At 36.0% G+C, this 12,263-nt stretch carries 13 protein-coding genes and 1 pseudogene; 6 read left to right on the top strand and 8 right to left on the bottom strand.

Annotated elements, in window-relative coordinates:
• Window positions 1-12: 12 nt before the first annotated feature.
• A complete protein-coding gene (locus QUF78_RS09765; protein WP_289324490.1) occupies window positions 13-741 on the top strand; it encodes a GntR family transcriptional regulator in 729 nt (242 codons plus the stop codon).
• 221 nt (window positions 742-962) lie between these two features.
• On the opposite strand, the gene QUF78_RS09770 is transcribed toward QUF78_RS09765, so the two are convergent.
• Both QUF78_RS09770 and QUF78_RS09775 read right to left on the bottom strand, forming a co-directional pair.
• On the bottom strand, window positions 963-1,127 hold the full coding sequence (locus QUF78_RS09770; RefSeq protein WP_289324491.1) for a hypothetical protein: 165 nt from the start codon (window positions 1,125-1,127) through the stop codon (window positions 963-965).
• 42 nt (window positions 1,128-1,169) lie between these two features.
• Complete coding sequence (locus QUF78_RS09775; protein WP_289324492.1) at window positions 1,170-1,679, bottom strand: DinB family protein; 510 nt, start codon at window positions 1,677-1,679, stop codon at window positions 1,170-1,172.
• A 303-nt stretch (window positions 1,680-1,982) separates the two neighbouring features.
• On the opposite strand from QUF78_RS09775, the gene QUF78_RS09780 reads away from it, so the two are divergent.
• A complete protein-coding gene (locus tag QUF78_RS09780; RefSeq protein WP_289316994.1) occupies window positions 1,983-2,189 on the top strand; it encodes a hypothetical protein in 207 nt (68 codons plus the stop codon).
• Window positions 2,190-2,746: 557 nt separating this feature from the next.
• Here QUF78_RS09780 and mscL read toward each other — a convergent pair.
• Both mscL and QUF78_RS09790 read right to left on the bottom strand, forming a co-directional pair.
• Window positions 2,747-3,145 carry a large conductance mechanosensitive channel protein MscL gene (gene mscL, locus QUF78_RS09785; protein ID WP_289324493.1) on the bottom strand — a complete coding sequence of 133 codons (399 nt, stop codon included), beginning with the start codon at window positions 3,143-3,145 and terminating at the stop codon, window positions 2,747-2,749.
• Between the two features lie 566 nt (window positions 3,146-3,711).
• Entirely contained in the window at window positions 3,712-4,179 is a 468-nt protein-coding gene (locus QUF78_RS09790) for a DUF2306 domain-containing protein (protein ID WP_289324494.1), read from the bottom strand.
• A 311-nt stretch (window positions 4,180-4,490) separates the two neighbouring features.
• Between QUF78_RS09790 and QUF78_RS09795 the strand changes: the two genes are divergently transcribed.
• Window positions 4,491-4,829, top strand: coding sequence for a hypothetical protein (locus tag QUF78_RS09795; protein ID WP_289324495.1), 339 nt, complete (start codon window positions 4,491-4,493; stop codon window positions 4,827-4,829).
• Between the two features lie 233 nt (window positions 4,830-5,062).
• On the opposite strand, the gene QUF78_RS09800 is transcribed toward QUF78_RS09795, so the two are convergent.
• Complete coding sequence (locus tag QUF78_RS09800; RefSeq protein ID WP_289316973.1) at window positions 5,063-5,899, bottom strand: DUF2935 domain-containing protein; 837 nt, start codon at window positions 5,897-5,899, stop codon at window positions 5,063-5,065.
• 175 nt (window positions 5,900-6,074) lie between these two features.
• Here QUF78_RS09800 and QUF78_RS09805 point away from each other — a divergent pair.
• Both QUF78_RS09805 and QUF78_RS09810 read left to right on the top strand, forming a co-directional pair.
• Window positions 6,075-6,200: pseudogene (locus tag QUF78_RS09805) on the top strand (ester cyclase); the annotation flags it as partial.
• 196 nt (window positions 6,201-6,396) lie between these two features.
• The gene (locus tag QUF78_RS09810; protein ID WP_289324496.1) at window positions 6,397-7,926 is read left to right on the top strand and encodes a multicopper oxidase family protein; all 1,530 of its coding nucleotides are present in this window, start codon (window positions 6,397-6,399) and stop codon (window positions 7,924-7,926) included.
• A gap of 184 nt (window positions 7,927-8,110) precedes the next feature.
• Here the strand turns inward: QUF78_RS09810 and abc-f are convergent, their stop codons facing one another.
• Entirely contained in the window at window positions 8,111-9,748 is a 1,638-nt protein-coding gene (gene abc-f / locus QUF78_RS09815; protein ID WP_289327281.1) for a ribosomal protection-like ABC-F family protein, read from the bottom strand.
• 329 nt (window positions 9,749-10,077) lie between these two features.
• A complete protein-coding gene (locus QUF78_RS09820) occupies window positions 10,078-10,539 on the bottom strand; it encodes a general stress protein (protein ID WP_289324497.1) in 462 nt (153 codons plus the stop codon).
• A gap of 557 nt (window positions 10,540-11,096) precedes the next feature.
• Here QUF78_RS09820 and QUF78_RS09825 point away from each other — a divergent pair.
• A complete protein-coding gene (locus QUF78_RS09825; RefSeq protein WP_289324498.1) occupies window positions 11,097-11,867 on the top strand; it encodes a GH25 family lysozyme in 771 nt (256 codons plus the stop codon).
• 49 nt (window positions 11,868-11,916) lie between these two features.
• On the opposite strand, the gene QUF78_RS09830 is transcribed toward QUF78_RS09825, so the two are convergent.
• The gene (locus QUF78_RS09830) at window positions 11,917-12,096 is read right to left on the bottom strand and encodes an H-type small acid-soluble spore protein (protein WP_289324499.1); all 180 of its coding nucleotides are present in this window, start codon (window positions 12,094-12,096) and stop codon (window positions 11,917-11,919) included.
• Window positions 12,097-12,263 lie beyond the last annotated feature (167 nt).

Raw genomic sequence — 12,263 nt, forward strand, 5'->3', positions numbered from 1 at the left:
GATGAAACTAATATGAATTTAAATCCTTCAACCCCCCAGCCATTATATATGCAAATAAGGCAAATGTTGAAGAATGATATTCAGAACGGGAAATATAAACCAGATGATCAGATCCCAACCGAAGCAGAGCTGTGTGAAGCTTATAACGTTAGTCGCATTACCATACGCAAAGCAATAGAGGAATTGGTGAAGGAAGGAACTCTGACACGAATTCCACGTAGAGGTACCTTTGTTGCATCAAATAAGTTCCATAATGAGTTGTTATCTATAAGTGGTTTCTCGGAGTTTAGTCATCAGCTCGGGATGATACCCAATTCGCGAATTTTAAGAAGTGAGGTGATGCCAGCACCAAAAGATGTGGCAGGTCATCTCCTCATTGAAGAAGGAACTCCCGTTTTGGAACTTGAGCGGCTCATGTATGTAAATGATCGTCCGCTTTTCTACGATACCGCTCATTATTCATTAATTCGTTTTCCGGATTTAGAAAAGAAAATTGCTAGGGATGAATCAACTTATAAAATCCTTTTGGAAGATTACCACACGGAAATAGTAAGTAACGATAAAATTATAGACGTGATTGCTGCTACAAAAAACTATGCTAAATTTTTAGAATGTGATATTGGCGCTAATCTATTTAGAATATTAAAGATTGCTTTCGATGCAAACGACCAACCAGTACATCTCTCAACCTTTATGTGTGAAACCAACAAGGTCAATCTGACCGTTCATCGGGCAAAATAGGTCATGCCAAATCATTGGCATGACCTATTTGTAGCCTTATAAAAAAGGTGGGATTCAACGCAAAACGGGTATCCAATAATCAACAATTTTAAACAATGCTCAATTATATAAAAGAATTTTCTCTAGTTTACTAAAAAGCGTGATTACACATTTCCCACATCCTATTCACTTAGTAAAACTTCTAATTTTATTTGGGTCCTGCAAATCCGAAAATGGATTATTCAAAGTTGCTCCCCTGACCCTTCTGCTTCAATGACTGGATTTAAAATTTCCTTACAATTAAAACATAAGATTTTCTTGTTATCTAACAGAATACCGTTCAGAAAACCAGCCGTGCAATATACATCGTGACCACAGTGCACACAAGAGCCAACTAGTTCATCCATCGATACATCCCCCTATAGGATAATGGTTTATAGTTTGGTGTGCTATTTTGAATAAAGATAAAGCCCAAAATCTTGCATTACGGAAGTGTGCCCCATTTGCCGCAACATGGTAGCAATATTGCCTCGATGATATGATCCGTGAGTGACAACGTGTAATACCGATTCGGAAATGGAAGTTTCAAGCAAACCAGCATACGGGTTATCCACCACAATTACCTTATCCATATCTTCTTGACTGTTCAGAAGTGCTTTGTTTCTTTCAGATAAGTCTAGAAATATTTTTTTCATTTCCTCAATACTTTTCTTTTCCATCACTTCTCTTAATTGGTCAGAAGACGCCATTGCTTCATTCATACTATTACCGGAGATAATGTCAAACCAAGCGTAATCTGTGAGATAAATGTGAGACAACACTTTTGATACCGAAGAAAAACCACTCTGAATATCCTTATGATAAATGTGCTGTGGAAGTTCTTTTAAACGATCAATGATAACGCCATTTGCCCACACGTGGTAGTTGTACATTTTTAATACTGGTTCGGGGTGTGTCATATAAAAAACCTCCACTTCTCTTTTTTTTCGTATTGAACAATTTATGCCTGAATAACAAAAAAAATTCAGGTGAAAGTATATTAATCTGGTTTTTCTATTTTATATACAACAACCCTTAGGTAAAGGGATGAAGTTACTTCATACTTCCCCCCTGCTGAAATCGCGAATATACATGTTTAGAAAAGAGATGGTACGAGCTACGAGCATTCTGATCATAAACGAATAGTTTTGGCCATATATAGGTATTCTTTCTTGCAGGAAATTAGCTCCCTATATCGAAATGATAGTAAAGGAGATGGTAATATGAATCTGAGAATTAAATATAGGCTTTATATTCATGCTGACGGAAAACTTATTCCAGAGAAGTATGACCGATACGAGATACTGAACGTCAGAGAAGGTATAGATCCTAATGATACTAAGGATTACCAGGAGCTTATTAAAAAATTGGGAAAGTCGATTAATCGGCCTGAGAATGAATTTGAAATTAAAAACTATGAATCAATGTAAGATTACCCTTTCGAGGATGTTTTAGTTTGTTGACAAAAGGGGGGGGGAATGATTTCATCCGGAACCATGAATTTAAAACATGACTAGGCTATACTTTATGGTTTTTTACTGGTTTATGAAACCTTTACTGGATTGAAGAAATTTGCGACACTCCTGCAGAAAACTGGCTAGCCAAGACCCCGCAATACTGTAGGCAAACCCGTTTTTCGAATTTGTCTACAGTCTGGAGCATCCTTTCGAGGATGCTTTTCATTTTGGAAAATGAGAGGGATTCTGGAAATTTTGAACTTTCAGCGTTATTTAATTAAACAAGAAAACACCATTGTCAATTTAGAGGGAATATTTTATATTGTAGATTTACATTCAGTTTTTCTTTGAAAATTGGAATAAGAATTGGTCAATAATTACGTCCAGAATAAGATAAAGCCCTTCTCTTAATTGAGAGTGGCTAGTTTAAAGCTAAAATTTTATATGTGTCTTCTTGAAATACGTATCCGTTACTTCAAGAAGACATGCGACCTAAAGAATTGTTCCGTATCTTGAATTAAAGTATGGACTTATAATGTTTCGTCCTGCCTTGAATTTTTTTGTAAAAGGTCACGGATTTCCTTTAAATACTGCTCGGTTGCCGGTACCACTTCTATTACCTCTTCCTCTTTGGCTTGTTTTTTTCTAATAATTGAATTCGCTATCTTCATAAACATGAAAATCGCAAACGAAATAATCAAGAAATCAATCACAGCTTGAACAAATATACCGTATTTAAGAACTGCGTTTCCAACTTTAATGGTTAACGAAGAAACATTGATCCCCCCTAATATAATTCCAACTAGCGGTGTGATAATATTTTCGACTAGTGATGAAACGATTTTCCCAAACGCAGCACCCATCACTACAGCTATAGCAAGATCGAGAACGTTTCCTTTAGTTATAAACTCCCTGAATTCCTTTATCATCGTAACTACACCTTTCTTTTTTTAATTGATAAAAGCATATCAGAAACATGGTGAAAATTGAATAGAGTAAGAGGTATCTATTATTTCCAAAGATAGGAACAAGCATCCGTTTAATCTTTTGAATCCTTTAATATGTAGCAATGCAATGACAGCAGTCCAATCAAAGGGGAAGAACTCCAGTTATCATCAAAAAACGTAACAAGCCCTAATTAAAGCAGAGTACGGATGGATTTAATGGTCCTAGAAATCAAGCACTAATTAAAGCTTTACAAATAGAACAAAAAGTGAATTCAATGAAAAATGTTATGGAAGGCAGATGGGGAAAGAGTAAGGCAGCAATCATCACAGTCTGGAATGCAGGTGGACCAACTTGCTCCTTTTGATTTTTATCGCATCTCAACAAAATATTTAACAAAGCCAAAAACAAAAAAAGCCCTCTCGATTAAGAGAAGGGCTTTTAACAATGGAGGAGTACCACTTAGGGGGTAGTACAATAATATAATTATCGCCAATTAAATCCATTTATATTCATCTTCTTTGTTTTGGGGTAGCCTTTTTGACTGCATTTAAATTGATTTGAATTTTTTATATTTCAGTCCAACCAAAAATATTAGAGGAGAACCTATTATGGTTGGAAGAAACCAAAAGATTAATGGATTCCATTCATTCAAGATAGTTATATTCGATACATTAACTACAAGAATTGCTGTACAAATAGCAATATAGGAACCGAGCATCCCGCTTATATGAGATGAAATCCAGTTTTTCCATTTCTTCTTGGCAGATACATAGCCTATAAATGCGAAAGAATATGAAAATATCCCAATGAAAAATAAATAGGCACTGCTTTCCCAATTCAAAATTGCCATTGTCAGGGATGTGACAAAAACAACAACGTACGCACTATGATAAATTTCACCAAAGGTTGTATGCTTACCTCTTTTTTTCTTTGAAGACATAGCACCTATTCCACTAATAAGACAGATTGCTCCAGCAAAAATATGAATGAACAGAATGAATTTAAAGATAAGCAACTTTCCCCTCGTGAATATTGATTATTAATTTATATGTTATCACAATTCAAATATTTACCATGAATTTAATCTGCAAAAATCAAACCACTCATACAGCGCCTGGACCCTTTGAAATTTCCGGAAAGAAGGATACTCGATTGTATAGAAACTCAACTTCTTCATTGTGACTGAAAGTCTCAGTAATCTGGTTTTTTATTTATAATCATTGAGAATAAAGAAGAGGGAGGCATCAGAATATCGTTCTTTTTATGGATAAAGGAGGAAATTACGGTTCGTTTGAAGAATGTTTTTTACAAATGGGGGTGGAATAATTGCGACAAAATATTGAACAGGATTTATCTAAAGAGGATATTTTAAGAATGATTGTTAAACACCTTGAAGTATTCCCGTTGACTAGTCTAGAGGCTATCCGAGAAGTGATTGGAAGTTCATTAAAACAACGGGGTTTAATAGGAGGGATAACTCAAACAGGAGCCGCTACGATAACATATAACCGGAAAATATCAGACGAAGATATCCAGTTAATGAATGATTGTATTTATGACCTTTTATATAGCCGCGTTATCCAACCTGGTATTAATGATGATAATCTAGATTTACCATGGATTCATGTTTCTGATAAAGAGAAACTTAAAAAATACCTAAAATGAAAAGTATAGTCCGACATAACAGGGAATTATTACAACCGTGAGAAATTGCCCCCTATAATGTGGATTACAGAAATACCAAAAAGAGTGTGAATGGGTGGAGGCAGTTAGTGGCTGCCTAAGACGTTATCTGCTAAACATTGTAAAAGCCCTTCTCATATTCGAGAGGGGCCTAATTGGTTTGGAATATCTAAACGATAATTGCAATTTTATAAAAAACAATTCTCCATACTATATTAATTGTATGTTTCACCAGTAAGATGGGATTCAAACATATCGATAATTGCAAGAAAACGTTCGGCTTCACGGAAAACGTGATCTGCCAATAGTGGATGGATAATGCTCTTGATTTTGCATTCTTCGATTAAATCTCTGGCGGTTTTCTTAAAGTCTCGAAGTGATACTACTGAAACACGATTCTGATCTAGAAATTGATCCAAAAGAGGGACGGTTTGAGATTGCGGTTTCATGGACTCTAAGTCAACAGCCTGAAAGACTAATTGGTCAAAATCATTGCTGAAGTTTCGTGCCATATCTACAAGCTTTCTTTCCGATGGATCAAGGAGATGTCCGATAAATTTTGCATGATCAGCCATTATCCTTAAAAAGAATACATTTTCTTTGATGATAGCATCTTCAAGTGGTTTCAATTTACCCTCATTTAATTCTTTTAATCGCTTTCTAAAATAATTGGCTTCCCGGCTTGTATGGTCGACTAAAAGTGGGAAATTGTTTGCACCAGGCAATTTACAAGTAAGTATTAATCCCAATACCTTCCTTTTGAAAAAAAATATGCCTGTAGCAGCTTGTTGCACTTCCGCATTAAATCTTCTAATCTGTTCTGGGTCAGTTTGATTTGTAAATGAATGGGATTGCTGTTCTATCCGTTCAAATAAATGATAAAACTGATTGGCTTCCTCAATTAGCTGTGTATCTTCACATCTAAAACCAAGTCTTAGAAATAACGAGTGTTCCTTCATTATTCTTGACCAAAAACGAATCTCATCTAAGGAACGTTCTACAAACATCGCAGAGTTATTTCGCATATTAGCTTCCTGTGTGTTCTCACTCATAACTAAAGCCTCCTTTATTAAACCATCCTTAAAATCTTATTAACAAGTGGGCCATTGTATACTCGATTACATATAAAGTTACTAATAAATCTATTTTGTTTTATTAAATCATTGCCTTATATTAGTTAAGTAAAAAAGAAAGAGCTCAATAAGTATCCTTAAAGGACTTGTAGCAGGTCTACCAGTTATTGAACTAGCAAGTGCAGTATATAGAATAGAAAATGAAAAAATTTCAGAGTATTGGATTCAAATTTATAGGTCAGGAATTCAGAAACAACTGGAGAGAAATAAATATATTTAAGATTTATCTTATTCGAAAAAAGCTTGATAAATAATTAGGTATGACAAGAGTTGAATATTTGAACAAGCGCCAAAACCAAGACAGAGACGAGCTTCTTGGTTTTTTTCTTTGATTTGCTTGAATACAGGGTTTGTACTTTTTATAAACATTAGAAAGAAAGGGTAATTAAAAACACAAGGTAGTAAGGAGCGGAAATATGATTCTCTCTAAATTTATAGATGAACTCCCAATTCTCCCTATTTTAAAACCTCGATGGAAAGATCAAATTCATACTTATTATGAAGTGAATATGACTGAATTTAAGCAATCACTTCATAGTGAGTTAAATGATACAACTGTTTGGGGCTATGAAGGCAGCTATCCAGGACCTACAATTGAAGTGGAGAGCGGGGAGAAAGTATTTATTAAATGGATCAACAATCTTCCGGATAAACATCTTTTCCCGGTAGATCATACGGTTCATGGTGCCCAAGTGGATGTACCGGAAGTACGGACGGTGGTACATGTACATGGAGCTAGTGTTGAATCGGAAAGTGATGGTTACCCGGAGGCTTGGTTTACAAAAGGTTTCGAACGAGTGGGACCTTATTTTAAAAAGGAAGTATATCAATATGATAATAACCAGAATTCTGTTACTCAATGGTATCATGACCATGCACTTGGGATTACCAGACTCAATGTATATGCGGGATTGGCAGGTTTTTATCTCATAAGGGATAAACGGGAATGTTCATTGAATTTACCTTGCGGTGACTATGAGGTCCCTCTAATTATCCAAGATAGGTCTTTTCATATTAATGGTTCCCTTTATTATCCAAATCAGCCGGTTAACCCAGTCAAGGAATTAGGAACATCAATCGTTCCTGAATTTTTTGGGGACACCATCCTGGTTAATGGCAAAGTATGGCCCCATTTAAAAGTGGAACCACGAAAATACCGATTCCGGCTGTTAAATGGATCTAACACCCGATTTTATAGGATCAAGCTTGATTCAGGGCAACTCATTTTTCAAATCGGGACGGATAGCGGATTAATGGAATATCCGATAGGGGTGAAAGAAATCATACTTGCTCCAGCAGAAAGAGCGGATGTCATCATTGACTTTACCAATCTTGGCGGAAAGAACATTATCGTGACAAATGACGCCCCTGCTCCTTTTCCAGAAGGGGATCCCGCAAATGCTGTAGATACTGTGATGGAATTCAGAATCTCTCTTCCTCTTACAAGTGTTGATACCAGTGTGATTCCCGCTTTTATGATGCCTCTTCCAAAAATTAATGAGCAGTTAGCATCTAAAGTCCGTTACCTTACATTAAATGACAATATGGATAAGTATGGTCGTGAATTCATGTTATTGGATAATAAACAGTGGGATGCCCCCATAACGGAAAATCCAAAATTGGGATCAACCGAAATATGGTATCTAATTAACTTAACTACGGATACACACCCAATTCACGTTCACTTAATTGATTTCCATGTGATGGATCGAAGGCCTTTTGATGTAGATATATATAATAAGGAGGGGGTCATCCATTATACTGGCCCGGCAATTCCAGCTGAACCACAAGAGCGAGGAATGAAAGATACTGTAAGAGCTAATCCGAAACAGGTAACGCGAATTATTATGAATTTTGGTCCATATTCAGGGCGGTATGTATGGCATTGTCACATCTTGGAGCATGAGGATTATGAGATGATGAGACCGTATATAGTTATTCCATAATGGTTGGTAACTGTTCCTTAATATAATGAAAAAATACTAAAACCCCTGAAAAAAATTTTTTCAGGGGTTTTTATTTTAGTTCGGCTTTGGCCGATTTAAGGAAGAGGCCACAGCCGAACTAAGTTACTGGGTCACTAAATCACACCTATGGACAATCCTAGAGCACCGGCAGGGGGGGCGGTAGTCATTTGTCACGAAGTTCATTTATTTTTTTCGTAAGCTCATTAAACTTCTTCTCGAGTTCTGTGTACGCTTTATCGTTTGAAGTCATAAAGCTGAGCTTTCCCAAAACTTCTTGTCTTTCTGTTTCAAGTTTTAATCGTAGTTCCTCCAGATCATCTCTTTTTGAGGATGATTCAAACAATTGCTTTTGTATACGATTATCCGAAATGACGAGTTTGCTGCTTGTCGTTTTCTCAAGAAAATATCGATCATGCGAAACGATGATTAGTGTTCCAGTATACTGTGCTAAGGTATCTTCAAGTTGTTCCCGTGAAGCTAAGTCTAGGTGATTTGTCGGCTCATCCAAAATAAGCACATCTTTTTCTTTTAATATATATTCCATTAACTTACATTTCACACGCTCACCCATACTCATATTTCTAATGGGTTCTGTCCAATGAGATGTCATGAATCCTAAATGCTTCATTAAAGTTTGAACTTTCCCTCTTGCCTCGAATGTTTCTTTATGAAATAGCTGTGCTGGTGTTTGATCAAGAGGTAAATCAAACACTTCTTGCGTCAAATAGCCAATTTTTGAAGATGGTGAAATCCATACATCGCCCGAAAAAGTTTCATGTCCAAGAATTATTTTTAATAATGTCGTCTTTCCACTGCCATTTGGACCTATTATTGAAACCTTCTCACCATGCTGAATCGTAAAATTGACGTTATTAAATAGTGATCGTCCGATAAAAGACTTAGATAAATTCTTAACTTCCAAAAAACGTTTGCCGGATTTGTTGTTTGCTTTAATTGAAAAGCGGACAGTATAATCTGACTCAACAGGCTCAGCTTTTGCTTTTTCAAGCTCTTTTTCAAGGCGCTTTTGTTTAGATTTTACTTGTGCATCCATTCGCTTTGCTTTTACGCGATAGTATTCTTTAACTCCTTCCTTTTTCGTCGATTGGGCATGGGCTTTTTTCGACCAAGAAGTGATTTCATTCATTTGTCCTTCGATCCGTTCAACCATTTTTTGTTGTTTTTCATATTCACGTTGTTGCGTAAGTCTTTTCTGTTTGCGAACTTCCATATAACTTGAATAATTCCCTCTGTGTTCAATTATCTTTTTACCTTCGATCGACCAAATTTTCGTTGCAACAGCATCCAAAAAATAACGATCGTGAGAAACAAAAATAATAGTACCTCTATAATTATTAATTTGTCCATTGAGGAATTCTAAACTTTCCGCATCAAGATGGTTTGTCGGTTCATCCAATAGTAAAAGGTCTGCATCTTTTGAAAGACCTTTTGCAAGTCGGGCTTTCAGTTTTTCTCCACCGCTTAATTGCGCGAAGTCATGGCTTGGTACATGCATTTTATCTAGTAATTTGACTTCAAAAGGGGTCTTATCTTCGAAAGAATGCGATTCAGCTTCTTGTTCGACCATAAAAACTTTCAAGTCTTGCTGAAGCCATTGAATTTGTCCTTGTGCAGGCACTAAGTCATTATTAATCAATTGCAACAATGTAGATTTACCGGCACCATTTTTGCCAATGACACCGATGATATCCCCTTGTTGAACACTGGCATTTACATTTTCAAAAATGTTAAAGTCCAATACTTCATAGCTAATATTGGCTAGTTTTAATAGTTCTTTCATATAATCCATCCCTCTCCGTAAAGGGAGAATGAAAAAAATCCTCCCAGTTCATTTGGAAGGATTAGTCGTACCTGTGCATAATCAAATAAGAGCTATTTTCAATATAGCTCGACAATTTATAGAAAATGGGCAGACTAATCCTATTTCGTTTGATTTGAAATATGTGATTTCAAATTTTAAAAAATAAGATTAGTTAATCATCGGCCACCCATCATCCCTTCTAATATTAATAAAATCAGTATAGCATAAAATAATCTTTGAAAACAAAAGTAAGTAGAAATACTAACTTTACTTCAATCTAATTTTTTGTTTTTAATGATATGTGCAGGTTATCTTCTATAAGTAGTGGGGCCTTCTTTTATATCATTATCTACTAAAATTAAAACTTTTCCGGCTTTTATATCCGTTTCATAACTTTCTGCCTCTTTTTCCGAAATACCCAATCCAATCAGAGTACCAGCCAATCCCCCGGTTCCTGCACCAACAGCAACTCCTGCCAGCGCTGAAACGATAGGTCCAGCAGCGAGCAGCGGTCCTATTCCTGGAATAGCCAATGCACCCGCGCCGGCAAGAAGGCCAGCCGTCCCGCCAATAACTCCACCTGTAGCAGCTCCGGTTGCTAACCCTTCTTCAGCTTTCGTACCAGTTTTTCTCTCGACCACTTTTGTTTCCTTGCGATCTTTTGCAACAACAGAAATTTCATCACGTTTATACCCTTGTATCAAAAGTTCTTCAACAACTTTTACCGCACCTTCACCGTTTTCATATATCCCTACCACTTGCTTACTCATTAAAGTCATCCTCCTTTAATTTCCACCTATTGTTCACCTCATCATATGAATCATAAATGGTTTATATTCTTTACGTTGAAATAACAATGATAATAAGGATTTTAGGCTGGGTGACTCGATAGATTCATCACTTTTTGCCTGAATAAAAGGTTCAAATGATGCAGTTAAAATTTCTCCAGGTAGGGTAAGGAGGGAGACATAAATTTTACTAGTTAGATTGCTCTAATTTTTTAGGGAACGAAGCACTTTCAGCAACATAATCGATGCTTGAGCTTAAAATGTAATTAGGGTATGTCATTTTGTCTAGATGTTGGGGAATGGGGTATTGATATTGGAGAGAATAAAATAGACAACTTCTCGTTACAAGCCAGATCGAAGAATTTAAAAAGAAGGTAAAGGATTGTCATGTTTTCATTTGTATCATAACCGCAATAATATCCTGCAATAGCGTGTATGTTTCAAATGAGGTATTTAAAAGAATTATTACATAATAAAATTAGAATAACGATTAAAATCATGCACAACCATAGGGTTATTCCCTTGAGGAGGATATTAATATGGAAGAAAATATAAAGGGAATCGATGTTTCACATTGGCAAGGTACTATAAATTGGGATGAAGTCGCAAAGGCCGGCGTGAAGTTTGTATTTATTAAAGCAACCGAGGGAACGAGTTATTCTAAACTCTCTTATTTTAAAGAAAATGCCCCTCAAGCTTTGACAGCGGGATTGAAAGTCGGGGCCTATCACTATGCAAAGTTTGCTACTGTTGCAGAAGCAAAAGCTGAGGCTGTTTATTTTCTGGATTCGATAAGCTCTATTGCTCTAAACTATCCTGTTGTTCTTGACCTTGAAGAAAATAAAAAAGAGGCAAAGAAAAAAACGCTAACCGATGCAGCACTAGTTTTTTTAGAAGCAATTGAAGAAGCTGGATACTCTGCCATGCTTTATACCGGTAAATACTTTCTTGAAAATACATTAGATGAATCAAGATTGGCGAACTACGCTTTGTGGATTGCCAGATACAACAGCACGTTGGGGCGTAGCGCAGATATTTGGCAGCATTCAGATTCAGGTAAGGTAAGCGGGATCAGCACAAAGGTGGATTTGAATATAGCCTATAGGGATTTTACCAATAACGTAAATTCTTTTAGGTCACCCAACTCCCGTGCATGGGAAACTTCATCATCAGATTATACTGTAAAAAGAGGCGACACACTTAGCTTGATTGCAAAAAACAACAAAACAACCGTAAAATCTCTTGTTAGTCTTAACGGCATTAAAAACCCGGACAAAATTTATATCGGTCAAAAATTAAGGATGAAATAAATAAAGGCTCTTCTCTTTACGAGAGGAGCATATTTTTAATTGAACTTCATTATATTTCTTTAAGTTCTTCAATTTCCACTTTTGATCTTTCCTCTAATGGTCCTCTTAGATGTACTGTAGCAGTTCTGCCATCTTCATTTAAATTATCAATCCATACTGACGTGCCATTATATCTCACCTCAATGTCAGATGAAGAAGAAAGAATCTGTTTTACACGATTAACATCCACATAAATCCCTCCCTGTTTATTAGTCTACTTATTATTTGGGGAAAGACTGAATTTTATTCGTTTTTAAGGATAGTAAAAAATTAACCCTTCTAGCGTTTCATGTACTTAATAAAAAGGTGACAATTCTTAATCTTAAAATACTGGGTTAATCTGCTAGAATGGATATG

The sequence above is a fragment of the Peribacillus sp. ACCC06369 genome (assembly GCF_030348945.1).
Classification (GTDB): domain Bacteria; phylum Bacillota; class Bacilli; order Bacillales; family DSM-1321; genus Peribacillus.

Excerpts from the sequence above, each read along its gene's own strand:
- QUF78_RS09765 (WP_289324490.1), top strand. The coding sequence starts at position 13 with ATGAATTTAAATCCTTCAACCCCCCAGCCATTATATATGCAAATAAGG.
- QUF78_RS09770 (WP_289324491.1), bottom strand. The coding sequence starts at position 1,127 with ATGGATGAACTAGTTGGCTCTTGTGTGCACTGTGGTCACGATGTATAT.
- QUF78_RS09775 (WP_289324492.1), bottom strand. The coding sequence starts at position 1,679 with ATGACACACCCCGAACCAGTATTAAAAATGTACAACTACCACGTGTGG.
- QUF78_RS09780 (WP_289316994.1), top strand. The coding sequence starts at position 1,983 with ATGAATCTGAGAATTAAATATAGGCTTTATATTCATGCTGACGGAAAA.
- mscL (WP_289324493.1), bottom strand. The coding sequence starts at position 3,145 with ATGATAAAGGAATTCAGGGAGTTTATAACTAAAGGAAACGTTCTCGAT.
- QUF78_RS09800 (WP_289316973.1), bottom strand. The coding sequence starts at position 5,899 with ATGAGTGAGAACACACAGGAAGCTAATATGCGAAATAACTCTGCGATG.
- QUF78_RS09810 (WP_289324496.1), top strand. The coding sequence starts at position 6,397 with ATGATTCTCTCTAAATTTATAGATGAACTCCCAATTCTCCCTATTTTA.
- abc-f (WP_289327281.1), bottom strand. The coding sequence starts at position 9,748 with ATGAAAGAACTATTAAAACTAGCCAATATTAGCTATGAAGTATTGGAC.
- QUF78_RS09820 (WP_289324497.1), bottom strand. The coding sequence starts at position 10,539 with ATGAGTAAGCAAGTGGTAGGGATATATGAAAACGGTGAAGGTGCGGTA.
- QUF78_RS09825 (WP_289324498.1), top strand. The coding sequence starts at position 11,097 with ATGGAAGAAAATATAAAGGGAATCGATGTTTCACATTGGCAAGGTACT.